This window comes from Rhizobium metallidurans (assembly GCF_014196505.1).
GTDB lineage: Bacteria > Pseudomonadota > Alphaproteobacteria > Rhizobiales > Rhizobiaceae > Rhizobium > Rhizobium metallidurans.
Genome location: NZ_JACIDW010000016.1, coordinates 17,094 through 35,914, shown reverse-complemented (window position 1 = coordinate 35,914; position 18,821 = coordinate 17,094). Strand labels below are relative to the sequence as shown.

Genomic DNA, 18,821 nt, shown 5'->3' with positions numbered 1-18,821 from the left:
TGTCTTTAGCCTAAGTGGGTGCGGCGCGCGACAGAAAAAAGCCCGCTGTTCACAGAGAGCGGGCCCGCGAGGGCAATATCGGGACAGTTCAGAACTTGTAACCGACCTGAAGACCGGCACGGGTCATGCCGTTGTTCGGTCCGTCGCACAGGTTGGCGTGCGAGGAATGGGCGACTTGCGCGATCACGCTCCAGTTCGCATCGATACGGTAGCCGGCGCCGACATATTCGTGGAACAGGAAACGACAGCCAAGATTCGGCCCGTCGCCGCTGTTTTTGAGATTGCCGTTGTGCCAGACGCCGCCAAATCCGGCTTCCGCGAAGAGCTTCTCGTTGAAGTTCACCGTCCATGACAGGCCGCCGAAGATCTGGGTCGCTTCGCCCGACGTGCCGATCGAGGTGCCGACGTTCACGCGGGGGCGGGCGAGGGCTTGTTTCCAGTCCGTTGCCGTATCCTGATTGAACGGGTCGAAGAAGACCGTCACCTCGGGAAACACGCCGTCTTCGCGACTGTCGCCGCCCTGTATCGACGCCGAGGCGCCGAAGCGCAGTTCGTCGAAGATCTTGTCATCCGCATGGGCCGAAACCGGCATAAGCGAGGTGTTCACAAGGATCGCCGCGAGGAGTAGTCCGCAGCCAGTCGATGCCGATGCCATGCTGTTCATTGTCATGCGCCGCCCTTGGTGCCGGCGAGATCGCCGTCGTCGCGCCAATTGGTAGCATGCAAATCGATTCGGTAAAGCAGGCAGGTGCTCACGGAGCCGGATTTCGCCCGGTGCTGCCAATCTGCAACAGCGTCAGACCTCGCCGTCGTATCCCGCGCCGCCACTTTCAAGCAGGCGTCGAACTGTCATCAAGCCCGCAACCATTTCCCCTCTATCTCTTGGGGATGAGAAGCTGATGCGCACGCGGTGATAGACCTTGTCGGTGCGCGCCGCCTTGAACTCGTCCTCGTCGTCGATCAGCACGCCGTCTCGGAAGGCGGCGTTCTTGAAGGTGCCGGAGAGCCAGGGATCGGGAAGCTTGAGCCAGATGAACGGCACATGCGGATGCGAGATGAAGTCGAATCCCTCCAGCGTCTCGCGCGCCAGCCGTTCGCGTCCAGCAAGCTCGGTGACACAGGCCTCGCGAATGTCGTGAGCCTCGCCGCTCTCCACCAGACGGGCGCAGGCCTCGGCGAGGATGAAGGGCAGGCCGCCGGTGATCATCTTGTGGGTGACCTTGATGCGCTGCGCGAAATGCGGCGGGCAGGCGACCCAGCCGCCGCGGATGCCGGCCGCTACCGATTTCGACAGTCCGCTGATGAGGAAGGTGCGATCGGGCGCAAGCGAGGCGAGCAGCGGGTTCTCGTCGCCGGTCATGCCGCCATAGAGGTCGTCCTCGATCAGCCAGACACCATGCTTGCGCGCGATTTCGGCTATCCTGGCACGCCGTTCATGCGGCATGGTCGCAAGCGTCGGGTTGTGGGCTGTCGGCATCAGGAAGGCGAGCTTCGGATGCTGTTGCGAGCAGAGCCGCTCGAAATCATCGGGAATGACGCCATGCTCGTCTGAATCAACGGTGATGGTCCGTCGGCCAAGGATGCGGGCGCTGCGGCTCACCTGCGTATAGCTGAGGTTTTCGAAAACGATCTTGTCACCGGGCGATGATATCGCCGAGATGACGGCGATGGCGGCCGCGTGCGCGCCGAGCGTGGGAACGATGTTTTCGGTGTCGGGCGCCCAGTCGTTGCGCGACAGCCAGCGACGTCCGGCCTCATACCAGTTCTGCGGGAAGACGCGCGAATAGGAGGAGATCTCGGCAAGCTGCTGCTCGCCGATATCGGCAAGTATGCGGCCGATGGCCTTTCCCTGGCCAAGATCGGGAGCCGCCGTCGTGTCGAAGCGGATCTTGTCCGACGGCGCGTCGATTGTCCGGGTGCCGCCGAGTGCGATCGTCAGCGGATCGGGCTGATTTCCCGGCGCCGTCTCCGCGCGGTCCAGCACATAGGTGCCGCGCCCGACTTCGCCCGCCACCAGTCCGCGCTCATGCACCAGCGCGTAGGCGCGGCCGATTGTACCGATTGTCACGCCGATATCGTAAGCCAGATTGCGCTGCGGCGGCAGCTTGCTGCCCGCCGGCAATGCGCCGCTGGCGATGGCGGATTCGATATTGTCCGCAAGGCGCAGATAGACGGGACCAGAACCACGCGAGAGATCAGGGAGCCAATTTGTCATGATGACAATTTCCTATATTGTCACCATCGTCCTGTCAAGTTTATCAGGGCTAATACGTACAATGAGAGATAGGATCGAGACATGTCGGTAGCCCCTGACTGCAGGAGAGACAATGGATTCCATCAATCGGAGCAATTCCGCGACAGGGCGAGATTTGACCGGCACAATGTGTGGGTTACTCTTGGCCAAGTCTGGAGCAGCATTCTGACCTGGCACGAGAAGCGGGCCAGCCGGCGCGTGCTCCGTGATCTCACGGATTCCGAGCTCCAAGACATCGGCATCAGCAGGGCCGATGCCGACAAGGAGGTCGCAAAATCGTTCTTCTGGGATTGAGGCCGGGAAGCGTCGGTGGCCGCTTAGCTGCAGCTCTTGTTGCCGCCGGCCCAGCGCGTAACGTCCTGCGCGATGCGCGGACGTGCTGGGCCATCCATCATCGGGCCAAAGGCGTCGAGCTTGGAGGGGGTGCCTTCCGCCTGGACGACCAGCAGCGGCCGACCTTCCGGGCTGTTCCTGGGAACGACGAGGATACGCGGGCGGCCGGAGAACGAGTTGAGTTCGGGAGCGAGCCTGTAAGCGGTAAACGCCGCGTCGCCCGACTTGAACCAGCAAGTGTTGGCGGCCACCGCCACGCGTTCCATGGTCGACAGCGCGCTGCGATCCTGCGAAGGCGCCGGTGTCTTGGATTGGCAAGACGCAACCAGCGCCGCGATCGCGGCAACGGCGAAGATATGTGTCAGGGGCATGTGAGGGCGCATCGATCTTGCTCCAGTGGACCGGATGAATGGCCTCATACCCGTTTAAGGTTAAGCAGCGATTACGTCGAGCGCGGAAGCGAACAACGCCCGGCCGTCGGAGCCGCCATGGGCTGCCTCGATCAGGTTTTCGGGGTGCGGCATCATGCCGAGCACGTTGCCGCCCTCGTTCATGACGGCGGCGATGTCGTTCATCGAGCCGTTCGGGTTGGTGCCCTCGGCATAACGGAAGACCACCTGGCCGTTGCCTTCGATCTTCGCCAGCGTCTCGGCGTCGGCGAAGTAGTTGCCGTCGTGGTGGGCGACCGGGCAGCGGATGATCTGGCCCTTGGCATAGGCGCGGGTGAAATCCGTCTCGGCATTCGCGACTTCAAGCTTGATTTCGCGGCAGACGAACTTCAGCGACGAGTTGCGCATCAAGGCGCCCGGCAGCAGGCCGGATTCGACGAGGATCTGGAAACCGTTGCAGACGCCCAGAACCTTCACGCCCTTGTTGGCCTTCTCGATGATCGCCTGCATGACCGGCATGCGCGCGGCGATCGCGCCGCAGCGCAGATAGTCGCCATAGGAGAATCCACCCGGAATGACGATCAGGTCGACATCGGGAATGTCGGTCTCCGTCTGCCAGATCGTCACCGGCGCCTGGCCGGAGATCTTGGTGAGAGCGGCGATCATGTCACGATCGCGATTGAGGCCCGGAAGCTGAACGACGGCGGATTTCATGGGTGTGGTTCAAACCTTGCTTGTGCTTCTGCGAGTTCTCGAAGTTCGAGACGGTTTTCAATGCGTTCGAGGCGTTGGTCGTGACGGTCGAGCACGCTGTAGATGTTGTGGATGTCATGATGCATGGACACCATCGTTCCGCGCATCGCGTTCATCTCTTCCTCCAATCCGCGCTGGCCGAATTTCAGCTCAGCAATGTCTGCATGCACTCGCTTCAAAAGTTCATACACCAGTTCACTGCTGATTTCAGCCATCGGACAATCTCCGCAACCGTCAGTCGAGAGAGATAGTATAGTTCTCGATAACGGTGTTGGCGAGGAGCTTTTCGCACATGGCCTTGATGTCGCCTTCGGCCTTGGCCTTGTCGGTGCCTTCGACTTCGACGTCGAATACCTTGCCCTGGCGGACATGGCCGACGCCATCGAAGCCGAGCGCGCCGAGCGCGCCTTCGATGGCCTTGCCCTGCGGATCGAGAACGCCGTTTTTCAGCGTGACGGTTACACGAGCCTTGATCACTTTGTCTTCCCTTGCCTTTTTAGCGAATGGCTTGCTCAGCCACTATGTTACTTGACGAGCACCGGACCGGTGCCGCGCACAGGCTCGTTCTCGTTGATGATGCCGAGGCGGCGCGCCACTTCCGAATAGGCTTCGAGAAGGCCGCCCATGTCGCGGCGGAAGCGGTCCTTGTCCATCTTTTCCTGGGTGTCGATGTCCCAGAGACGGCAGCTGTCCGGCGAGATCTCGTCGGCGAGAATGATGCGCATCATGTCGCCCTCATAGAGGCGGCCGCATTCGATCTTGAAATCGACGAGCTGGATGCCGACGCCCAAAAACAGGCCGGTCATGAAGTCGTTGACGCGGATCGCCAGCGCCATGATGTCGTCGAGCTCGGCGGGATTGGCCCAGCCGAAGGCGGTGATGTGCTCCTCGGAGACCATCGGGTCCTCGAGCGCGTCCGACTTGTAATAGAACTCGATGATCGAGCGCGGCAGCACAGTGCCCTCGTCGATGCCGAGACGCTTGGCCAGCGAGCCGGCGGCGACATTGCGCACGACGATCTCAAGCGGGATCATCTCGACTTCGCGGATCAACTGCTCGCGCATGTTGAGGCGGCGGATGAAGTGCGTGGGAATGCCGATCTTGTTCAGATGGTTGAATATGAACTCGCAGATGCGGTTGTTCAGAACGCCCTTGCCATCGATGACTTCGTGCTTCTTCTTGTTGAAGGCGGTGGCGTCGTCCTTGAAGAACTGGATCAGCGTGCCTGGCTCGGGTCCCTCATACAGAATCTTGGCCTTGCCCTCGTAAATACGGCGGCGACGGTTCATTGCGATTGTTCTCTTGTCGTTGGCGCTCTTGGGATTAGCGCGAGTGGATCGATCTCGTGGCGTCCCCATAAAGGAAAAGCGAGGGTTTCACAATCCGCCTGTCACTCCTTCCCCGGATTCCGGTCTTCCGGAGCACCGATGCGAGAATCGAATGTCTAAGAATGGCATTCTACCCCGTTTCCCGGCTTAACAAAACGACCGTAGGTTTATGCCGGGGTTGTGCAGTGTTTTATTTGGCGGCAGTCGCCTTGCCCGGCTTGCGCGGCGAGGGCGTTTGGGCGGCCGCCGCCTGGCGCCAGCTGGCGGCCCGCACGAAAGAGGGGATCTGCGCTGATGGCATCGGACGGGCCAGCGCATAGCCCTGCAGCACGTCGCAGCCGAGGTCGCCGAGAATCCGGGCGTGCTCCATGGTCTCGACGCCTTCGGCGGTGACCAGAATGCTCAGGGAGCGGCCGATCTCGATGATCGAGCGGACGAGCTTGCGCTGTTCGGAAGAGGTCGGCAGCATCCGGATCAACTCGCGGTCGATCTTCAGCGTCTTCGGGCTCAGCCTGAGCAGGCTGACGATCGAGGCGTGACCGGTGCCGAAGTCGTCGATCTCGATGTCGATGCCGAGCCGGCGGAACTGGCGGAGATTGGCGATGACGGCGTCGTCGCAGTCATCGAGCGAAATGGATTCTAGAAGCTCGAAGGCGATGGTTCCGGGCACGATCTTCAGCGCCCGCAGCTTCTTGCCGAGCGCCGGATCGTCAAGTCTCCGGGAGGAGACATTGACGGCGATCTTCGGAATGACGATGCCTTCGCGCTCCCACGCCTTGCGATCGGCGAGCGCCTGCTCGAGGATGACACCGTCGATGGTCGCGACGACGTTGATATCCTCGGCTATGTCGAGAAAGCGATCGGGCGCAAGCAGGCCGTGTTCGCGGTGCTGCCATCTCGCCAGCGTCTCGACACCCGTCACGTCGAGCGTGCGGGCATCGAATTGCGGCTGATAAAAGGGCACGAATTCGCGCCGCTCGAGACCGATGAGGATATCGTCGGCCAGCCGCTTGCTCGCGATCACCTGGCGGCGGGCGTCCTTGGAGAAGAATTCGTGCCGGTTCCTGCCGCCGCTCTTGGCGCGATAGAGCGCGATGTCGGCGTTGAGCAGGAGCTGCTTGCCATCCAGCATCGGGCCGCTATCGGTGGCGATGCCGACGCTGGCGCCGAAGCGACATTCGTGATGCTCGTAACGGATGGGGCGGCTGAGTTCGCGCACGATGCGCTCGGCCAAGTTGGAAATCTTCTTCGGCGTCACATCGATCGCGCACAGCACCACGAACTCGTCGCCGCCGATGCGGGCCACGAAATCCCCCGGCCGAACGGCTTCGGTCAGGACCGAGGCGGCATGCTTCAGCATGGCGTCGCCGGCGCGGTGGCCGAGCGTGTCGTTGATCTGCTTGAAGCGGTCGAGGTCGATGTGCAGCACCGCGAGCGTATCGTCGGCGGTGCTTACTCTTGTCGAATATTCTTCGAGCTTGCGGTCGAGGTAGCGCCGGTTCGGCAGCCCTGTGAGGAAGTCATGAAGGGCGAGATGCTCGATGCTCTCCTTGGCCGCCTCCAGTTCGCGGTTGTGGGCTTCCGCGAGGTCCTTGGCCCGTTGAAGCTCGGCGTTGAGCGCCACCTCCTCGGTCACGTCCCAATTGGCGCCGATCAGCTTGCGGTGGCCGTTGCCGTCGATGAAGAAGGCTGCCTTGGCCCGGATGACGCGCTCGGCGCCATCGCCGCGGATGATCCTGAATTCATGCTGGAAGCCCGATTGGCGCTCGATGTTCTCCATCACGGTCCTGTGCACCCGGTCGCGGTCGTCGGGATGCAGCGTCTCGCTCCAGGCGTCGCCGTGCCAGGCGCGCGTCGCGTCCTTGATGCCGTAGATCCACAGCAGCCGAGCATCCCATTCGACGGTGCCGGTATCGAGATCGGACTCGAACACGCCGATCCCTGAAATGTCGAGCGCGAGATCGAGCCGCCGCGACATATGCGCCAGACGCTCTTCCGCCTGCTTGCGGGCGGTGATGTCGGTGTCGGTGCCGACGAGACGGGCAGGGGCGCCGTTTTCATCCCACTCGACGCAGGCGCCGCGGCATTCGATCCATATCCAGTGGCCGTCCCGGTGCCGCTCGCGATATTCGAAGACACGGAAGTTCGGATCGCCGGCGTTCTGCCGATCGATCGCGTCGATGACGAAAGCGCGGTCATCGGGATGGATCAGCGCGATCCAGGTATCGTAGTCGCCATCCGCCTCCTCGTCGGGCGCGATGCCGCGCATGGCCTTCCAGGTCTGCGAATAATAGCGCGTTCCGAGCTTCAGGTTGTGATCCCATACGCCGAGATCGGAACCGACCAGCGCATAGTTCCAGCGGCTTTCGCGCTCGACAAGCACGTCGTTTTCGCGATCGGAAGCATCCGCGGAGGCGATGATGTCATCGCTTTTTCTCGAATCAACCGGTTGATCAGGCCTCTTCTTCGTCAATGCTCGCACTCGCTCGTCTGGCGTGTGTCAATTTGCTCATGTTAAATTAATCCGGGCTTAATAACGGAGAAAACTTATGCGTCCGTCCAGTCTTTCGGGCGAACACTTCCGGCCGAACGCTTCACGCCGATGCTCGCGGCGATATTTTGCCAGGATCGTCGCGACGGCCGCAAAAATACCGCCCGGTGTTTCGCGCCCTATATGAGGGGCATGGAGGAAAAGCCATGGCTCAGGATTGGCCAATGTTCATCATGCAATGCGTCGTGCTCGCCGCGTTCGCGAGCGTGTTCTTCGTTCGCGGCGAGGGTGACTGAGCTTGTCGGCGTTGGAACGCGCGCAGCCTAGCCCTTGAGGCGGCTGAGGAACTGCGCGAAGACCATCGTGCCCTCGGGCCACGGGCCGTGGCCGGAGTCGGCGTTGATGTGGCCGGACTCTCCCGCATCGATCAGCAATGAGCCCCAGCTGGCGGCAATCTCGTCGGCGTGCTCGTAGGCGCCGAAGGGATCGTTGCGGCTTGCGACGGTGATGCTCGGGAACGGCAAGGGATCGCGGGGATACGGACCGAAGGTCATCAGATGCTTCGGGCGGATGTCGGGGTTGGTGACATCGGGCGGCGCCACCAGAAAGGCGCCGGCGACGGGTTTCTTGAACTGCGGGATCGCATGCAGAAGCGACGGCACGCCGAGCGAGTGGGCGACCAGCACCACCGGACGGGTCGATGCATTGACTTCCTCGGCAATTCTGGCTGCCCAGTCCTCGCGCACGGGCTTGGACCACTCCGCCTGCTCGACGCGGCGCGCGGTGCTGAGTTTGGCCTGCCAACGGCTCTGCCAGTGGTCGGGGCCGGAATTGGTGTAACCGGGAATGATGAGGATATCGGCGTCTGAAGCTTTCATGGTGCCGCCGATGTGAGAAGGCGTGGCGACAAAGTCAAGGGAAAGCGGGACAGCTCCGGCGATTTTTGTTATAGTACCCTACTGCCGGTCGCGTTCGATGTCGGCACCGCCGATGCTTTCGCCGCTGGCCTCAATGGCGAGGAGGAGAAAGCCATGACGGCATTTCACGTCATGTCCGGCGCGGACAATGTCTATTCGCGCCCGGTCATCAACAGAATTGGCCTTGCGGACGTCTTCGACGCCATCAGGCTCGGGATAGCGGATTTCAGGGAAAAACCCTCGCATTACGTGTTTCTGTGCCTGATGTATCCAATCGCGGGCATATTTCTCGCGGTCGCGACGTCGAGCGCCAACCTGCTTCCGATGATATTCCCGCTGATTGCCGGCTTTGCCCTGATCGGCCCCCTGGCGGCGATCGGTCTCTATGAAATCAGCCGGCGACGGGAGGCCGGAATGGACAGTTCCTGGCGGCACGCCATGGACGTGACGCGGTCGCCGGCCTTCCCGTCGATCGTCACGGGCGGGCTTCTCCTGTTTGCGTTCTTCGTCGTCTGGCTCGTGGCCGCGCAGACGCTCTACATGAACGTGTTGAGCGATGTGTTTCCGCGGTCGATTTCCACCTTCTTCTCCGAAATCTTCGGCACGCCGCAGGGCATGCAGCTGATCATCTGGGGCAACCTGATCGGCTTCGGCTTCGCGCTGATCGTGCTGGCGACGACCGTCGTCACATTCCCGATCCTGCTCGATCGCGATATCGGTCTGGTCGCCGCCATGGAAACATCGTTGCGGGCGACGCTTGCCAATCCCGTTCCAGTCCTGTGCTGGGGCCTGATCGTTGCTGTCTCGCTCGCCGTCGCGACCATCCCGCTCTTCGTCGGGCTGGCGCTGGCAATGCCGATCCTCGGTCATTCGACCTGGCACCTCTACCGCAAGCTGGTGGCGCCGCCGATCGTGTGACTGCCACCTTATTGCGACCTGGGCTGCGCAGGAACACAATGCCTCCCTCCGAGTTTGACTGATGCAGGCTTCGAGGGAGGCAATCATGGCCGACACCCAGCACATCTTCATGCGCTTTTCGGCGAAGACGTCGGAATGGGCGGGCAAGCCCGCCACATTCGTGCTTGCTTTGGTGCTCGTCGTCCTTTGGGCCGCGACAGGATCGTTCTTCGACTATTCCCAGACATGGCAACTGGTCATCAACACCGGCACGACGATCATCACCTTCCTCATGGTGTTCGTGCTGCAGAACGCGCAGACGCGCGACACGCGCGCCATTCAGGCCAAGCTCGACGAACTGATCCTGACAAGCCATGCGGAGAACCGGTTCATCGGCATCGAGAACCTCGACGAGGACGATCTCAAACATCTCGATCGGCTGGTGGCGAAGGCTGCGAAGGGCGGGCAGGCGGAGAAACAGGCGGCGGCCGATGCCGCGCCGAAATCCACCAAGACCGCCACCGCCGTTCGCAAGAAGATCGATGCGGCGGCGCGTTCGCGCAAGGACAAACGAAAAGCGGCGCCCCGAAAGGCGCCGCAGAAGAGTTGATCGTGCCGATCAGCCGTCGGCGAAGACGCGGCTGAAAATCGTGTCGACGTGCTTGGTGTGATAGCCGAGATCGAACTTCTCGCGGATTTCCTCTTCCGTGAGCGCCGCGCGCACTTCCGCGTCGCCAAGCAGTTCCTCGAGGAAGTCGGCGCCCTTTTCCCAGACCTTCATGGCGTTGCGCTGCACCAGACGGTAGCTGTCCTCGCGCGAGACGCCGGCCTGGGTCAGCGCCAGAAGCACGCGCTGGCTCATGACCAGTCCCTTGAACTGGTTCATGTTGCGCAGCATGTTTTCCGGATAGATCACCAGCTTTTCGACGACGCCGGCGAGACGGTTCAGCGCGAAATCCAGCGTGATCGTCGTGTCGGGGCCGATGGCGCGCTCGACGCTAGAATGGCTGATGTCGCGCTCGTGCCAGAGGGCGACATTTTCCATGGCCGGAACAACCGACATGCGCACGAGGCGGGCAAGACCCGTCAGGTTTTCGGTGAGCACCGGGTTGCGCTTGTGCGGCATGGCGGACGAGCCCTTCTGGCCGGGCGAGAAGAACTCCTCGGCTTCGAGCACTTCGGTGCGCTGCATGTGGCGGATTTCGATGGCGACGTTTTCGATCGACGAGGCGATGACGCCGAGCGTCGCGAAGAACATCGCGTGGCGGTCGCGCGGGATGACCTGGGTCGAGATCGGCTCGGCTGCGAGGCCGAGCTGTTCGCAGACATATTCCTCGACGCTCGGGTCGATGTTGGCGAAGGTGCCGACGGCACCAGAGATCGCACCGGTCGCGACTTCGGCGCGGGCGGCGACCAGACGGTCGCGGTTGCGCTTCATTTCAGCGTAGAAGCGCGCGAAGGTCAGGCCCATCGTGGTCGGCTCGGCGTGGATGCCGTGGCTGCGGCCGATGCGGACCGTATCCTTGTGCTCGAAGGCGCGGGTCTTCAGTGCCGCGAGAACGCGGTCCATATCGGCAAGCAGAAGGTCGGCGGCGCGCACCAGCTGGATGTTGAAAGTGGTGTCCAGCACGTCGGAGGACGTCATGCCCTGGTGGACGAAGCGGCTGTCGGGACCGATGAATTCGGCGAGATGCGTCAGGAAGGCGATGACGTCGTGCTTGGTGACGGCCTCGATCTCGTCGATGCGGGCGACGTCGAATTGGGCGACCGAACCCTTTTCCCAGATGGTGCGCGCGGATTCCTGCGGAATGACGCCGAGGTTGGCGAGCGCGGTGCAGGCATGGGCCTCGATCTCGAACCAGATACGGAACTTGGTTTCGGGCGACCAGATGGCGACCATTTCAGGTCGGGAGTAGCGCGGGATCATGGCTTCCTGCTTTCGTTCTAGGGAATGTTGGCGTTTTTTTAGAATGTTGGCGCCCCTGTAGCAAAGACGGGCGGCAATCTCAACGCATGCGTTTCGCAAGGGCGAAACTCGTCGCCAGCAGGCAGACGAGGCCGAGGGGAAAGAACAGCCGCAAACCGAGGACCATGAACTGGTAGACGGAGCTCGCGCCGGTGAAGAGGAACTGCACAAACCAGATCACCGAGCCGGGCGAGGCATGCCAGCGCGAGTAAAAGACGCGGTAGTCCATCGCGAAGAGAAATGCCGTCATCAGGATCGTGCAGGCCGAAAGTGCGACGAAGAAGGCGGCGAACCGCGTTTCGATGCGGCGCCGGTGCGCGAAGAAGCGTCCGAGCATGAGCGCGAACGGCCAGGCAAGCAGGCCGCCCGCGAAGTAGAGGATGGCGAGGTCGTCGACGTGGCTGGTCCGCAGGCCGTTGCGGACATAAAGCGTGCTCATCGCCGAGGCCAGCATCTGGAGAGCCCAGAGAGGCGCGCCGGCGAGCACGGCGGAGTAGGGCGGGCAAGCCGCCTGCAGCCGTTCTCCCATCAGCGACACGTCGCTCCCGGCATTATTTGGATTGGCCTTCAGCGGCGGCGCGGAGCGCCGATATGGCCGACCTGTAGGCCTCGACGGAGCCGCCCTTGAAGATGGCGGAGCCGGCGACGAGCACGTTGCCGCCCGCCTTGCCGATGACGGGAGCGGTCTCGACCGTGACGCCGCCATCGACCTGGAGATCGATCGGCCGGTCACCGATCAGTGACCTGGCGGCGGCGATCTTGTCGGCCATGGCGGGAATGAACTTCTGGCCGCCGAAACCGGGATTGACCGACATGATGAGGATCATGTCGATATCATCCAGCACGTTTTCGAAGACCGAGAGCGGCGTTGCCGGGTTGAGGGTGACGCCGACCTTCTTGCCGAGATTGCGCACCGTCTGCAGCGAGCGGTGCAGGTGCGGCCCGGCCTCGGCGTGAACGGTGATGCGGTCGCAGCCGGCCTTGGCGAAGGCCTCGAGATAGTCGTCGACGGGCGCGATCATCAGGTGGCAGTCGAAGGTCGCGTCGGTATAGGAGCGCAGCGACTTGATGACATCCGGACCGAAGGAAATATTGGGAACGAAGTGACCATCCATGACGTCGAGGTGGATCCAGTCGGCGCCGGCCGCTGTCACGTCGCGCACCTCCTGGCCGAGCTTGGCGAAGTCGGCGGCCAAAACGGATGGCGCGATGCGGATGGGCTGGGTCATTGTCTCTCTCCGTTGAAGTCGCCCGACATCAGGCAGGCGTTATTGCGCCGGCGCGTCGAAGGGCACGAATGCCCCGGCGCGCCATTGCATCAGCTGGTAAGGGTTTTGCGACAGCTCGCGGCCGGCATCGAAGGCGATCTGGCCAAGTACGGTGTCGAAGGGCGTGCCGGCGAGATGCTGGGCGACGGGCCGCTCATCGGCGGCCGCGGCCTGCACCGCCTTGATCGCGATCTCGACGGCGGCATAGGATGGCAGGACGTAGCCCTCGGGCTCGATGCCGGCTGCGCGCAGCGCCACGCCGGCGGGCGACGCGTCGGCGCGGGCGGTATAATCGGGCAGCGTCACCGCGCGGACGCCGTCGGCAAGCGGAAGAGGCTGGTCGGCCGCGCGCATCGCGTCACCGCCCATCAGGTCGAGTGCGATCTTGTCGGCCTTCGCGTCGCGGGCGATGATGGAGACGTCGCTGCGGTCGCCGCCGATGAAGACCTTGGTGGCGCCCGCTCTCTTGAGCCGGCGAACGAGCGCGATCTGCTGTTCCTGGCCGGGGCGGTAGGTGTCCGTGAAAACGGGCTTCAGGCCGTTCTGCTCCAGCGCGTTGCGCACCGCTTCGGTGAGCTCCCGGCCGTGGATCGTTCCGTCCTCGACAAGGGCGATGGGGCTCGATGCCCAATCGCGCAGGATGACCTCGATGATCTTCGCTGCCTCGGCGCCATCGGAGGGCGCGAGCCGAAACAGCGGCCAGCTGTTCTTCAGCGCATCCTCCATGAGGATGCGGGAACGGACGGAGACGGTGATGGCCGGGATATTGGCGTCCTTGAGCTTGGGGAGCGCGCCGTCGAGCGTCTGGCTGCAGAGAAAGCCGACGGCGACCTGAACCTTGGCCGATATCAGCGCGTCGGCGACCGTGCCGCCGCTGCCATCCTCACAGGTTTCATTGACGGTGACGATGGTGTCGCCATCCTCGCGGATCTTCGCCTCGGCGCCGGCCACGATCTGGGCACCGAGCGCGGCGAAATTGCCCGTCTGCGGGGCAACGACGCCGATCGTCACGCCGGCTGCATGGGATTCTCCCGCTGCGACAAGCAGCAACGGAAGAAGACCTAAGCAACGCGAGATAGTCATGAAGGATGCGCCCCAACCGATTATTCCTGCTCTTTTATCCGTCCGAACCGGATCGTCAAAGAAAAACGCACGGATCGGTCGCTTTTCGGCAGCGGTTTGTAGAAAAGATAACCTATCGCCGTCATAATGCGCCGCAAATGCGTGTGTTCGTGGAGTAAAATTTTGTTGAGCAAGCAACCGATCGATCCCGGCCTTTACAGGGACGCGATGAGCCGCTTCGGCGGTCACGTCCAGTTGGTGACGACGGCAGTCGGCGATCTGCGGCGCGGGGTGACGATCACGGCGGCCTGTTCGGTGTCGGACAATCCGGCGACGGTGCTCGTGTGCCTGAACAACAGCAATCCGAAGAACGAGATATTCTTCCGCAGCGGCATCTTCGCGCTCAATACGCTGGGCGCCCATCACCAGACACTCGCCGACGCGTTTTCCGGACGCACCAAGATGGAGGACGGCGACCGTTTCTCGACGGGCCGGTTCGACAGGCTGGTCACAGGCGCGCCCGTGCTGATGGACGCGCTCGCCTCCTTCGATTGCCGGGTGACGGAGATCAAGGAGATGACCACGCATCACATCATCTTCGGCGAGGTGATGGCCGTGCGGTTCGACGAGGCGAAGCCGGCGCTGTTCTACATGAACCGCGATTACTACACCCTCTAGAAACGGGCTTTCTCATGGACGCGGCCGAAATCGAAGAGATGTTTCAGGGGCTCGGCCCGGTCACCATCAAGCGCATGTTCGGCGGCAAGGGGATCTATCATCTCGGCCGGATCGTCGCGCTGGAGTTTCGCGGCGACATGCTTCTCAAGGCCGACGACGTCAGTTCGCCCGCCTTCGCGGAGGCAGGCGCCAGCCAGTGGACCTACGAGGGAAAGAGCGGCAAGCCGGTGAAGATGCCGTACTGGTCGATCCCCGACGACGCCTATGACGATCCCGACCTGATGGCGGGCTGGGTGCGGCTGGCTTACGAGGCGGCGATGCGGGCGGAGTGATCGGCCGCGTCTTCCAAGTTCAATTCTAGAATTGCTCGCTGCCGAGACGGCCGATGGCGGCCTCGGCGAAGGCGGAGAGCGGCCGCGGCAACTCGCTGCGTGTGAACCAGCCGAAATCAGACAGCTTGTCAGGCTCGGTCAATGCCGGCTCGCCCGAGTAGTCTTCGGCGATATAAAGAAGTGAGATCCAGTGCTGGCGGTCGGCGTCGCTGATGACCTCGGTCGGGCCGAGAAGGCTGACGCGGCCGATTTCGAGGCCGCTTTCTTCCTCGGCCTCGCGCTTCGCCGCCTGCTCGGCGGGCTCCATATGATCGACCTTGCCGCCCACGATGCTCCAGTGGCCGGCTTCGGGCGCCTTGACGCGCTTGTAGAGCAGGATCTTTCTGTCGCGCAGGATAACCAACCCCACGCCGAGACCCGGAAAATCAATGCCGGGGCTGCCCATCCTATCAGATCTTGGCGTTCGCCGTGATCAGCATGAAGGCGGGAATGTCGTCGCCGAAACCGACCGGTGTCGGGCCGTCGTCGTGGTCGCGATAGCGGCGGCGGTCACGATTGTCGTCGTTAGCCGGGTAAGGGCGGTTGCCGCGCGCGTTGTTGTTCTGTCTGTTGTTCTCTGACTTGCGCTCTTGCTTCACGCTTTCGACCCTTGCTGGTGCGGCTTGTACCGGTGCGGCTGCTGTTTCGATCGTCTCGACGCCATTATCCTCGGCGGCGATATCAGATTTATGACCCGAACGATTTCTGCCGCGGCCACGGTCCTTGTCCCGCTCACGGCCGCCCTTGCGGCGCGAGCGATCGTCGTCACGGCTCGGCTCGGCCGGCGGCAACGTCGAGAGATCGCCATTGTGCCATTCGATCTTCTCACCGATCAGCTTTTCGATCGCGTCGGTGAATTTCTGGTCGCGGCTGGTGACGATGGTGAAAGCAGCGCCTGCGCGGCCTGCGCGGCCGGTACGGCCGATGCGGTGTACATAATCCTCAGCGTGAATAGGTACATCGAAGTTGAAGACGTGGCTGACATCGGGGATGTCGAGACCACGGGCCGCGACGTCGGAAGCCACCAGAAGCTGGAGCTGGCCGTCGCGGAAATTCTGCAGCATGGTCGTGCGCGAACGCTGGTCCATGTCGCCATGCAGCGCGCCAACGGAGAAGCCGTGACGTTCCAGCGAACGGAACAGATCGGCGACGTCCTTCTTGCGGTTGCAGAAGATGATGGCGTTCTTCAGCTCTTCCTGGGCACGAATGAGGTCGCGCAGCGTCGAGCGCTTCTCGTAGTCCTTGCCATGGGCGGCGACGAAGCGCTGCGTGATGGTCTTGGACGCGGAGGCGGGCTTGGCGACTTCGACACGTTCCGGGTTCTGAAGGAAGCGGTCGGCCAGCTTCTGGATCTCCGGCGGCATGGTGGCCGAGAAGAACAGCGTCTGGCGGGTGAACGGGATCATCTTGGCGATGCGTTCGATATCGGGAATGAAGCCCATGTCGAGCATGCGGTCGGCTTCGTCGATGACGAAAATCTCGACGCCGCTCATCAGGAGCTTGCCGCGCTCGAAATGGTCGAGCAGGCGGCCGGGGGTGCAGATGAGGACATCGGCGCCACGCTCGAGCTTGCGATCCTGATCCTCGAACGAAACGCCGCCGATCAAAAGCGCGACGTTGAGGCGGTGGTTCTTGCCGTATTTCTCGAAATTCTCGGCGACCTGGGCCGCGAGTTCGCGGGTCGGCTCGAGGATCAGCGTGCGCGGCATGCGGGCGCGGGCGCGACCCTTCTCCAGCAGCGACAGCATCGGCAGAACGAAGGAAGCGGTCTTGCCGGTGCCCGTCTGTGCGATGCCGCAAATATCGCGGCGCTGAAGCGCAAACGGAATCGCGCCAGCCTGGATAGGTGTTGGCACCGTGTAGCCCGCGTCCGTGACAGCGGAAAGCACTTTTTGGCTCAAGCCAAGATCAGCAAATGTCGTCAAAGGGAAAACTGTTTCCGTTCCGGTTCGGCCGGACTCAGGCTTGAGTCGGCGTGATTGCATGCCGCAATGCAGCGCCACATAGGCTGAAACGGTTGAGAAGTCAAGGAAGCGGCGCGGTCTCAGGGTTGTTGAGGTAAAACCACGGTTAGCGAGATCGTTCAGTTTATATAACCGGCGAGTTTCGTGCCGGCGCTGATGAAGTAGATCGGGTCGACGGCGCGTCCATTCTGGCGCACCTCGTAGTGCAGGTGGGTGCCGGTGGAGCGGCCCGTGCTGCCGGCCAGCCCGACCGCGTCCTCGCGGCCGACGATATCGCCGACCTTGACCAGAACCCCGGCCATGTGGCCGTAGCGGGTGATGATGCCATTGCCGTGGTCGATCTCGACCATGTTGCCATAGCCGCCGCTCCATCCCGCCGTAATCACCTTGCCGGGGGCCGTCGGACGGATCTTCTCGTTGGGCGTGAAGCGGAAATCGATCCCGGAATGCAGCGCCAGCCGGCCCATGAAGGGATCGCGGCGGTTGCCGAAGGGGCTGGTGACTTCCTTGCCGATCGCGGGATGCTGGAATGGCAGCGATACGGCGGTTTCGCGCACGGCTTCGAGCCGGGTGAGGGCGGTGTCCAGTTGCGCCAGCGAATTGTCGAATTCATTGCCGATCCCGGGGCCGATCTCGGGCTCGACATAGGGGCCGCCGACGGCGCTGCTTTCATCCGGCTTGACACCGGCCGTCTCGGAGGGGACGCGGATCTGGAAGCGGGTCAGCACGTTGGAGATCGCGGCCGAGGCATCGCTGGCGTCGGTCGTCAGCTGGCTGACGCGATCGCGCTGGCGCTGCTCGATCCCCTTGAGGGACAGCGTGACCTTGGAGAAGACGCGGTCGGCACGATCGCCGCTGGTTTCGCGCGGCGGGACGTAGGCGAGCGTCGAATTGTCCGGTGTCACGTCGGCCGGTGTCGCGTCGCCGGCGAGCTGGCGCTCGATCGGTTGCATCGTCGCCGGCAGTTCGGCGCGCTTGCCTTTGGCGTCGGCCGCATCGGCGGATGCCGGCGTTTCGGTCTTGGCGTCGAGGCCGGAATTTTCCGCCCGGTCGAGCAGCTGGCCGAGCTTGCCGCGGCGCGAGACCAGCGCCTGCTGCTGCTCCATCAGCTTGTCGACCTTGTCTTCGACGACCTGCTGGTCGAGCAGCTGGCGCGAGGTGACGCGATCGACCTGGGCACGCAAGGCGGCGATGCGATCCTCGTAGTCGTGCTGCATGCGCGCCTGGCGCGCCATCGTGGCGCCGATGAGATCGTCTCGGAGCACGAGGTAGGAGGTGGCGAGCAGATAGCCGATCGCGAAAACACCCACGAAGCAGAACGCGATTGCCGCCATCCACGGCTTGACGGTCAGGTGACGGACCCGGTCGCCGCTGGCAAGGATCAGGATATGTTCCTGTTTTTGTTTGCCGAATATGCGGTTCTGCTGTGTGTGCGTCACGGAGAATCTCCCAACTGACGGACCTGCCTCAATTGGATCGATTACATACTGTTAAGGTTAATAAAGCCTTAGATTTGGCCTTATTCAACACATGGGTGAATTTTCGGAATTTACTCTTTTCGCGGTCAGGAGGGGAGATTCCTGACCGCCTCCAGCACCGCTTCGGCGTGCCCGGCGACCTTGACCTTCTGCCAGATGGCGGCGATCTCGCCATTGGGGCTGATCAGGAAGGTCGTGCGCTCCACGCCCATGTAGGTGCGGCCGTACATGCTCTTTTGCTTCCAGACGCCATAGGCCTCCAGCGTGGTCTTGTCCTCGTCGGCGGCGAGCGTCACGCCAAGCTTGTGCTTCTTGATGAAGCGATCATGGCAGGCGGCCGAATCCGGCGACATTCCGACAATGGTGGCGCCCGATTTCTCGAACGCGTCGGCGAGCGCCGTGAAGGCGATCGATTCGGTGGTGCATCCGCTCGTGTCGTCCTTCGGATAAAAGAACAGAACCAATGCCTTGCCGCGAAAATCCGTCAGTTTCACGCGTCCGCCGCCGTCGCGCGGGAGGTCGAAATCGGGCGCCATGGAGCCGATGGTGAGTTCCGCCATGGGGAAACCTTTCTTTTGCCGGGTTTGTGGATAAGAGGTGATTTGCCAGATATATATTGGACAAATCAGCGTCCAGCCAGTCTGGTCCAATCACAGAACAGGGGTACAGGCG

22 protein-coding genes are annotated in these 18,821 nt (G+C 62.6%); 5 read left to right on the top strand and 17 right to left on the bottom strand.

The annotated features are described in order from the left end of the window. Positions 1-88: 88 nt before the first annotated feature. Together GGQ67_RS19560 and GGQ67_RS19555 are read right to left on the bottom strand one after the other, a co-directional pair. Complete coding sequence (locus GGQ67_RS19560) at positions 89-592, bottom strand: acyloxyacyl hydrolase (protein WP_246400248.1); 504 nt, start codon at positions 590-592, stop codon at positions 89-91. Between the two features lie 204 nt (positions 593-796). Continuing rightward, a complete protein-coding gene (locus tag GGQ67_RS19555) occupies positions 797-2,215 on the bottom strand; it encodes an aminotransferase-like domain-containing protein (RefSeq protein ID WP_183901809.1) in 1,419 nt (472 codons plus the stop codon). Positions 2,216-2,296: 81 nt separating this feature from the next. Between GGQ67_RS19555 and GGQ67_RS19550 the strand changes: the two genes are divergently transcribed. Next, a complete protein-coding gene (locus GGQ67_RS19550; protein WP_183901808.1) occupies positions 2,297-2,548 on the top strand; it encodes a DUF1127 domain-containing protein in 252 nt (83 codons plus the stop codon). 23 nt (positions 2,549-2,571) lie between these two features. Here GGQ67_RS19550 and GGQ67_RS19545 read toward each other — a convergent pair whose 3' ends face one another. The 7 genes from GGQ67_RS19545 to GGQ67_RS19515 form a co-directional block, all read right to left on the bottom strand. Further along, positions 2,572-2,970, bottom strand: a complete 399-nt coding sequence (locus tag GGQ67_RS19545; protein WP_183901807.1) for a hypothetical protein — start codon at positions 2,968-2,970, stop codon at positions 2,572-2,574. A 48-nt stretch (positions 2,971-3,018) separates the two neighbouring features. Further along, positions 3,019-3,690, bottom strand: coding sequence for a phosphoribosylformylglycinamidine synthase subunit PurQ (gene purQ / locus GGQ67_RS19540; protein ID WP_183901806.1), 672 nt, complete (start codon positions 3,688-3,690; stop codon positions 3,019-3,021). After that, a complete protein-coding gene (locus GGQ67_RS19535; RefSeq protein WP_183901805.1) occupies positions 3,687-3,944 on the bottom strand; it encodes a hypothetical protein in 258 nt (85 codons plus the stop codon). The genes purQ and GGQ67_RS19535 overlap by 4 nt, the downstream gene beginning before the upstream one ends. Positions 3,945-3,963: 19 nt before the next feature. Further along, complete coding sequence (gene purS / locus GGQ67_RS19530) at positions 3,964-4,206, bottom strand: phosphoribosylformylglycinamidine synthase subunit PurS (protein ID WP_018902207.1); 243 nt, start codon at positions 4,204-4,206, stop codon at positions 3,964-3,966. 47 nt (positions 4,207-4,253) lie between these two features. Then, positions 4,254-5,018, bottom strand: coding sequence for a phosphoribosylaminoimidazolesuccinocarboxamide synthase (purC, locus tag GGQ67_RS19525; RefSeq protein ID WP_183901804.1), 765 nt, complete (start codon positions 5,016-5,018; stop codon positions 4,254-4,256). A gap of 229 nt (positions 5,019-5,247) precedes the next feature. Continuing rightward, the gene (locus GGQ67_RS19520; RefSeq protein WP_343056530.1) at positions 5,248-7,479 is read right to left on the bottom strand and encodes a putative bifunctional diguanylate cyclase/phosphodiesterase; all 2,232 of its coding nucleotides are present in this window, start codon (positions 7,477-7,479) and stop codon (positions 5,248-5,250) included. Positions 7,480-7,871: 392 nt separating this feature from the next. Beyond that, entirely contained in the window at positions 7,872-8,426 is a 555-nt protein-coding gene (locus GGQ67_RS19515) for an RBBP9/YdeN family alpha/beta hydrolase (RefSeq protein WP_183901802.1), read from the bottom strand. 153 nt (positions 8,427-8,579) lie between these two features. Here GGQ67_RS19515 and GGQ67_RS19510 point away from each other — a divergent pair, with 153 nt between their 5' ends. Next, complete coding sequence (locus GGQ67_RS19510; protein WP_183901801.1) at positions 8,580-9,383, top strand: DUF2189 domain-containing protein; 804 nt, start codon at positions 8,580-8,582, stop codon at positions 9,381-9,383. 85 nt (positions 9,384-9,468) lie between these two features. Beyond that, the gene (locus GGQ67_RS19505) at positions 9,469-9,972 is read left to right on the top strand and encodes a low affinity iron permease family protein (RefSeq protein ID WP_183901800.1); all 504 of its coding nucleotides are present in this window, start codon (positions 9,469-9,471) and stop codon (positions 9,970-9,972) included. A 9-nt stretch (positions 9,973-9,981) separates the two neighbouring features. On the opposite strand, the gene purB is transcribed toward GGQ67_RS19505, so the two are convergent. The 4 genes from purB to GGQ67_RS19485 form a co-directional block, all read right to left on the bottom strand. Further along, positions 9,982-11,289, bottom strand: a complete 1,308-nt coding sequence (purB, locus tag GGQ67_RS19500) for an adenylosuccinate lyase (RefSeq protein ID WP_183901799.1) — start codon at positions 11,287-11,289, stop codon at positions 9,982-9,984. Between the two features lie 79 nt (positions 11,290-11,368). Then, complete coding sequence (locus tag GGQ67_RS19495) at positions 11,369-11,857, bottom strand: hypothetical protein (RefSeq protein ID WP_183901855.1); 489 nt, start codon at positions 11,855-11,857, stop codon at positions 11,369-11,371. A 22-nt stretch (positions 11,858-11,879) separates the two neighbouring features. Continuing rightward, a complete protein-coding gene (gene rpe / locus GGQ67_RS19490) occupies positions 11,880-12,557 on the bottom strand; it encodes a ribulose-phosphate 3-epimerase (protein WP_183901798.1) in 678 nt (225 codons plus the stop codon). Between the two features lie 39 nt (positions 12,558-12,596). Next, a complete protein-coding gene (locus GGQ67_RS19485) occupies positions 12,597-13,679 on the bottom strand; it encodes a branched-chain amino acid ABC transporter substrate-binding protein (protein WP_183901797.1) in 1,083 nt (360 codons plus the stop codon). A gap of 162 nt (positions 13,680-13,841) precedes the next feature. On the opposite strand from GGQ67_RS19485, the gene GGQ67_RS19480 reads away from it, so the two are divergent. After that, positions 13,842-14,336, top strand: coding sequence for a flavin reductase (locus GGQ67_RS19480; protein ID WP_183901796.1), 495 nt, complete (start codon positions 13,842-13,844; stop codon positions 14,334-14,336). A 14-nt stretch (positions 14,337-14,350) separates the two neighbouring features. Next, positions 14,351-14,668 (top strand): TfoX/Sxy family protein, encoded by a 318-nt coding sequence (locus tag GGQ67_RS19475; protein WP_183901795.1) that lies wholly within the window; start codon positions 14,351-14,353, stop codon positions 14,666-14,668. A 25-nt stretch (positions 14,669-14,693) separates the two neighbouring features. Here GGQ67_RS19475 and GGQ67_RS19470 read toward each other — a convergent pair whose 3' ends face one another. The 4 genes from GGQ67_RS19470 to GGQ67_RS19455 all read right to left on the bottom strand — a co-directional run bounded on the left by GGQ67_RS19470 (position 14,694) and on the right by GGQ67_RS19455 (position 18,709). Further along, complete coding sequence (locus GGQ67_RS19470) at positions 14,694-15,113, bottom strand: NUDIX domain-containing protein (RefSeq protein ID WP_183901794.1); 420 nt, start codon at positions 15,111-15,113, stop codon at positions 14,694-14,696. 4 nt (positions 15,114-15,117) lie between these two features. Further along, positions 15,118-16,692, bottom strand: coding sequence for a DEAD/DEAH box helicase (locus GGQ67_RS19465; protein ID WP_484573238.1), 1,575 nt, complete (start codon positions 16,690-16,692; stop codon positions 15,118-15,120). Positions 16,693-16,790: 98 nt separating this feature from the next. Next, a complete protein-coding gene (locus tag GGQ67_RS19460; protein ID WP_183901792.1) occupies positions 16,791-18,110 on the bottom strand; it encodes a peptidoglycan DD-metalloendopeptidase family protein in 1,320 nt (439 codons plus the stop codon). 125 nt (positions 18,111-18,235) lie between these two features. Continuing rightward, the gene (locus GGQ67_RS19455) at positions 18,236-18,709 is read right to left on the bottom strand and encodes a peroxiredoxin (protein ID WP_183901791.1); all 474 of its coding nucleotides are present in this window, start codon (positions 18,707-18,709) and stop codon (positions 18,236-18,238) included. Positions 18,710-18,821: the final 112 nt, after the last annotated feature.

What these genes read in the sequence shown, in the direction of transcription:
- GGQ67_RS19515 (WP_183901802.1), bottom strand. Translation starts at nt 8,426, where the DNA reads ATGAAAGCTTCAGACGCCGATATCCTCATCATTCCCGGTTACACCAAT.
- GGQ67_RS19545 (WP_183901807.1), bottom strand. Translation starts at nt 2,970, where the DNA reads ATGCGCCCTCACATGCCCCTGACACATATCTTCGCCGTTGCCGCGATC.
- GGQ67_RS19550 (WP_183901808.1), top strand. Translation starts at nt 2,297, where the DNA reads ATGTCGGTAGCCCCTGACTGCAGGAGAGACAATGGATTCCATCAATCG.
- GGQ67_RS19560 (WP_246400248.1), bottom strand. Translation starts at nt 592, where the DNA reads ATGCCGGTTTCGGCCCATGCGGATGACAAGATCTTCGACGAACTGCGC.
- GGQ67_RS19495 (WP_183901855.1), bottom strand. Translation starts at nt 11,857, where the DNA reads ATGGGAGAACGGCTGCAGGCGGCTTGCCCGCCCTACTCCGCCGTGCTC.
- GGQ67_RS19555 (WP_183901809.1), bottom strand. Translation starts at nt 2,215, where the DNA reads ATGACAAATTGGCTCCCTGATCTCTCGCGTGGTTCTGGTCCCGTCTAT.
- GGQ67_RS19510 (WP_183901801.1), top strand. Translation starts at nt 8,580, where the DNA reads ATGACGGCATTTCACGTCATGTCCGGCGCGGACAATGTCTATTCGCGC.
- GGQ67_RS19470 (WP_183901794.1), bottom strand. Translation starts at nt 15,113, where the DNA reads ATGGGCAGCCCCGGCATTGATTTTCCGGGTCTCGGCGTGGGGTTGGTT.
- GGQ67_RS19465 (WP_484573238.1), bottom strand. Translation starts at nt 16,692, where the DNA reads ATGCAATCACGCCGACTCAAGCCTGAGTCCGGCCGAACCGGAACGGAA.
- GGQ67_RS19485 (WP_183901797.1), bottom strand. Translation starts at nt 13,679, where the DNA reads ATGACTATCTCGCGTTGCTTAGGTCTTCTTCCGTTGCTGCTTGTCGCA.
- GGQ67_RS19475 (WP_183901795.1), top strand. Translation starts at nt 14,351, where the DNA reads ATGGACGCGGCCGAAATCGAAGAGATGTTTCAGGGGCTCGGCCCGGTC.
- GGQ67_RS19455 (WP_183901791.1), bottom strand. Translation starts at nt 18,709, where the DNA reads ATGGCGGAACTCACCATCGGCTCCATGGCGCCCGATTTCGACCTCCCG.
- GGQ67_RS19505 (WP_183901800.1), top strand. Translation starts at nt 9,469, where the DNA reads ATGGCCGACACCCAGCACATCTTCATGCGCTTTTCGGCGAAGACGTCG.
- purC (WP_183901804.1), bottom strand. Translation starts at nt 5,018, where the DNA reads ATGAACCGTCGCCGCCGTATTTACGAGGGCAAGGCCAAGATTCTGTAT.
- purQ (WP_183901806.1), bottom strand. Translation starts at nt 3,690, where the DNA reads ATGAAATCCGCCGTCGTTCAGCTTCCGGGCCTCAATCGCGATCGTGAC.
- purB (WP_183901799.1), bottom strand. Translation starts at nt 11,289, where the DNA reads ATGATCCCGCGCTACTCCCGACCTGAAATGGTCGCCATCTGGTCGCCC.
- GGQ67_RS19535 (WP_183901805.1), bottom strand. Translation starts at nt 3,944, where the DNA reads ATGGCTGAAATCAGCAGTGAACTGGTGTATGAACTTTTGAAGCGAGTG.
- rpe (WP_183901798.1), bottom strand. Translation starts at nt 12,557, where the DNA reads ATGACCCAGCCCATCCGCATCGCGCCATCCGTTTTGGCCGCCGACTTC.